Annotated in this window: 4 protein-coding genes; 3 read left to right on the forward strand and 1 reads right to left on the reverse strand. The window is 57.7% G+C overall.

The genetic code is table 11. From position 1 onward, the window contains the following. A partial coding sequence (locus tag AC11W3_RS16710) for a hypothetical protein (protein WP_484093384.1) occupies positions 1–336 on the reverse strand: 336 nt, incomplete at its 3' end. 212 nt (positions 337–548) lie between these two features. Between AC11W3_RS16710 and AC11W3_RS16715 the strand changes: the two genes are divergently transcribed. The 3 genes from AC11W3_RS16715 (at position 549) to AC11W3_RS16725 (ending at position 3,719) form a co-directional block, all read left to right on the forward strand. Then, positions 549–1,196: a hypothetical protein gene (locus AC11W3_RS16715; RefSeq protein WP_484093385.1), complete on the forward strand. Its 648-nt coding sequence runs from the start codon at positions 549–551 to the stop codon at positions 1,194–1,196. Between the two features lie 420 nt (positions 1,197–1,616). Beyond that, positions 1,617–3,308, forward strand: coding sequence for a DUF3373 domain-containing protein (locus AC11W3_RS16720; RefSeq protein WP_484093386.1), 1,692 nt, complete (start codon positions 1,617–1,619; stop codon positions 3,306–3,308). A gap of 84 nt (positions 3,309–3,392) precedes the next feature. Then, on the forward strand, positions 3,393–3,719 hold the full coding sequence (locus AC11W3_RS16725) for a hypothetical protein (protein ID WP_484090309.1): 327 nt from the start codon (positions 3,393–3,395) through the stop codon (positions 3,717–3,719). Positions 3,720–3,754: the final 35 nt, after the last annotated feature.

Here is a 3,754-nt window from a genome sequence, read left to right on the forward strand (position 1 = left end):
GTTCCGTCTCCCCTCGATTCCCAGCGACAGCGCTTCAAGGGTGAGAAGTTGGTGCATCGGGCCGCCTCGATGCTCATGCATCGGCATCAGCACTCTCGATACCTTCTCGCCGAGCCAGGCCGTGGCCTTTTGCATTTCGCTTTCGGTCACCTGCAGGCGCACCATCAACTCCTCCAGTACCCGCCGGTCAGCGAAGGCCTCAGCCTTCAGTTCTATCAAAACCCGTTCCATCGGCGTTCCCTTCTCTGCCGATGCCAGATCGTCCAGCCCTTCGAACCACGCCACTGACGCCGCCAGATGATGGTTGAGGTATGACTTCAAGTTCTTGTCGGGCATGTCAGGCCACCTCCTGTCTTCTCTGCTTCCATCCTTCGCCACCATAAACTTAGCACGCGGACTGTCTTTGGCAATACGGTCCGCGAGCAAGCTGGCAAGGAATCCCTGCCATGTCTGAATCCGATCGTACGAAGTTTCTTCTTAAAGTTTTTGGTAGACTAGCAGGGGGAAGGGCTTGACCTTCTCTCTGTCCCAGTTCAAAGGGTGCGGTCATGAGTGACTTTAACCAGGATCAGTTATTGAAAGCGGCAACCGCCTTTAAGGATCTTGTAACGGGATTCGGGATCTTGATAGGCGGAGTCTGGGCCTATTTTCGTTTCAGGCTGGGAAGAGATAAGGAGACTGCGCTGGAGATAGATCTCTCCTACACCACCAATGACTATGACACCGGGAAGTGGCTGACCTTCATGGATATCTCCTTGAAGAACAAGGGTCGGGTTCAGCTAAGGGCCCGTGAAAGAAAGCCGGCCTATGACCACAAGTACGGGCCTCAACACCGGCACAAGTACGGTTTCGGGCTCATGATCCGGAAGATCCCCAACGGCCTGGACACCAATGACTGGGTCGACTGGTTCGATAATGATCTCGTGTGGGCGGAAGCGCTGCCGGAGACGAACTTGCTGAAGGGGTATGTCAAGGCTGGAGATTACGGACTGCAGAGCGATTTCTGGATGGAGCCGGGTGAGTGTTATTCCTTCGCGGCACCATTCGTATTGTCCGCGGGATCGTATCTGGCCCTGGTGACCTTCGTCGGATCCTCGGAAAAGATCGACGAGCTCTGGCAGCGCATCTTCTTCATCAAAGTTCCTCTTGAAGTTAATCCTCCCGAACAAAAGGACGCTGCCGCATCCGAGCCTTGAGCCGGGAACCCCGGTCCAAGATGCAGGACCGGGCTGGTTAAGTCTCCCCACAAAAAATTCGGCCTCCCGAACTTTTTTTCTTCGGGGCTGCCGCCCATCGGTGCCTTTCCACCCGGCGTATAGAGCTCCCCGCCCCCTTGTTTTCGCTCACAGCTACCCTTCCCCTCGCGTCTCAATCACGTGTCATCCCGCACCCTTCCGCGATTTTCCGCGTCGCCACTCAAACTTTCAAGATCCTTCCCTTTATTATCCGCATACATCTTCAAACCCTTATATATTAGAAATAATATACTTGACCAGACATATAAGTAGTCATATATTTCGATACGTTTTCTTGGCCGTAGCTTTTAACGGTGGCGGGCCCCCCACCAGGTCTGGGGCAAAAGCTGAGGAGGAAGGATCGTGAACGGGAGGATCAAGATGAAGGGAGCAGCAAAGGGACTGATTCCGGTGGCGGTGATGGTCGTGCTTTCAGCGCCGGCCGGGGCACTGGCGGAAGATGAGGCTCTGAAGAAAAGTGTCGATGACCTGACCAGGAAGGTCGAGAAGCTCGAGGAAAAATCGCTCAGCAGGTGGCTGACCATCGGCGGCGACTACCGCTTCAGACTCGACAGCCTCGGTGGGCAGACCAAGGCCTACACGGACGTCAACAGCACTTTCAACAAAGCCGCCAGCACCCTGCAGAGCAATTTCTTTGCCGATCCCACGGGACCGGCTGCTGCGCCCGGTGCTAACGCGGCGATGCTGAGCGGCCTGATGAAGTTCAAGAACGACATGGCCGCCGTGAAGACCTTCCAGGGGGCAAGGGCCTTTCTGGGCGCGAATTCACAGCTGGTAGGAACGCCGACCCAGCCGGGAATGCTGGCGAACTACGCGCAGCAGGTTCCAGCCTACAAGCCCAGCAACGATACCCTCTATACCAACCGCCTGGGCCTCAACATGCACGCCAAAGCGACCCAGGACGTCACCGTCAACGTGCGGCTCCTCGCCTACAAGACCTTCGGTTCCCAGGACGACAACGCAGTAACAAACGGAGGAGCCACTCCCTTCTTCGCTGACAGGGTTGGCGTATTCGACGGCACCCTCGGACATGTCCCTTCCAGCAGCTTGCTGGCCGTCGATCAGGCCTATGCGACATGGTCCAACATAGCAGGGGAGCCGGTATGGTTCTCGGTCGGTCGCAGGCCTTCGACGGGAGGAGCCCCTTCAAACCTGCGCGAAAACAGGGAACGCCCGGGTAACGGCGGGACCCCGGCCCTCCTGGTCGACTACGCCTTCGATGGCATGACGTTGGGATGGGCACCGGACATCGAGGCACTTCCCGGGGCCTATGCCAAGGTCTGCTACGGTCGCGGCTTCGAAAGCGGGCTGGAGAATCCCGGCAACAGCGTGAAAGATACCGACATGCTGGGCATTTCCGTCGTCCCGATCGACACCGACCCGCTGAGGGTCTGGCTGCAGTGGAATCGCGGCTTCAGCATATTCGACTTCCCCACCATGAGTAAAACCGCCTTCGGCGACACCGCTCCCACGGTGAATCTCGGCGACATCGACTGGTACGGGATAGGGGCCATGAGCACCATCAAGAACGTCGGCCCCGGCAAGCTGCACTTCTTCGGGGATGCGGGGATGAGTGTCACCCACCCCAACGATAACGTTTCGGCCAACGCCGGCTTCCAAGGCCTTGAGACCGGTGCCTTCTTCAACCCCGAGGCGCCTACCGACAAGACCGGCTGGGCAGCCTACGTCGGCGCCCGCTACGACTACGAACCCACCAAGACCAAGCTCGGGTTCGAGTACAACCACGGCTCGAAAAACTGGATCACCTTCGCCCCTGCCGCCGATGACATGTGGACCGCGAAGCTCGGCACCCGCGGCAACGTCTATGAAGCCTTCCTGATCCAGGAACTCAACCTGAAGCCGGTCTCCTCCTACCTCTCAAAGGCCTTCTTCCGGGTCGGTTACCAGTACTACAACTTCGACTACACGGGAAGCAACAACTGGGTGGGTGCTCCGGTCAAGATGTCCCAGGTCAAGTCGACCGACATGATGATGCTGACCCCGCTTGAGAACGCCCACGACGTCTACGCCACCTTCGAGGTGAAGTTCTAACCCGTCGGATGCAGCCCCGGTGCGGATGCCGTACCGGGGCGGATAACCGCATCAATCGGTTCACAGGAACCAAAGGAGAATGAGATGAGAAAGTTGCTTTCGTTTGTCACGGTTGTCGCCATGGTTGTGGTCTCCCTGGCAGCCTTCACCAAAACCGCCCAGGCTGACGAGGTCAAGTTTGTCGGTGTCATAACCAGGATCGACATCGCAGGAAAGGACGCCAAGACCGCCTCGGCGACTCTCAAGGACAACAAGTCCGGGGAGCCGGTAGTGGTCGTGATAAACGATGACCTCACCTTGGACAAGTTCAAGGACCACCGCATCGTCGAGGGGGACGAGATCAGGTGCAAGTACGAGACCGCCGACGGTAAGAACGTCTCCAAGTATTTCCGTAAAACTGCCGGTTGCTGACACGGCATACCTTGGCACGGGCGCCGCGATTCTCT

The sequence above is a fragment of the Geomonas sp. genome, assembly GCF_056994735.1.

Bases quoted from the DNA above. Each gene is read 5' to 3' on its own strand.
- AC11W3_RS16715 (WP_484093385.1), top strand. From the start codon at position 549: ATGAGTGACTTTAACCAGGATCAGTTATTGAAAGCGGCAACCGCCTTT.
- AC11W3_RS16720 (WP_484093386.1), top strand. From the start codon at position 1,617: ATGAAGGGAGCAGCAAAGGGACTGATTCCGGTGGCGGTGATGGTCGTG.
- AC11W3_RS16725 (WP_484090309.1), top strand. From the start codon at position 3,393: ATGAGAAAGTTGCTTTCGTTTGTCACGGTTGTCGCCATGGTTGTGGTC.